The organism is Enterobacter sp. UNJFSC 003, assembly GCF_036903355.1.
Taxonomy (GTDB): Bacteria; Pseudomonadota; Gammaproteobacteria; order Enterobacterales; family Enterobacteriaceae; genus Enterobacter.
The window spans coordinates 1-269 of sequence record NZ_JBAKHK010000176.1 but is presented as its reverse complement, the minus strand read 5'-3'; the positions used below and the strand labels follow the sequence as shown (position 1 = coordinate 269).

Below are 269 nucleotides of genomic sequence, written 5' to 3'. Positions count from 1 at the left end.
GGACTGGCTCGAGGGCTCTAGGTCTGCACCTTAGGTCTGCACCTTAGGTCTGCACCTGGCCCCAGCGCTGCACCGTGAATCGTGTCAGGGTCCGAAAGATCACGCCCTCCACCAGGAGGCCGATCAGGATCACCGTCAACAGGCCCGCAAAGACGCTGGCCGTCTCCAGTTGGGCCCGGCTGGTGTAGATGAACCAGCCGATGCCGCCGGACCTCGCGCTGACGCCGAACTCGTGTTCGGCCGCGATCAGGGTCCGCCAGGCGAAGGCC

The 269-nt window shown here is 65.8% G+C and carries 1 pseudogene; it reads right to left on the bottom strand.

Annotation, left to right across the window (positions count from 1 at the left end):
- Window positions 1-43: 43 nt before the first annotated feature.
- Window positions 44-269: pseudogene (locus V5P19_RS23670) on the bottom strand (ABC transporter permease); the annotation flags it as partial.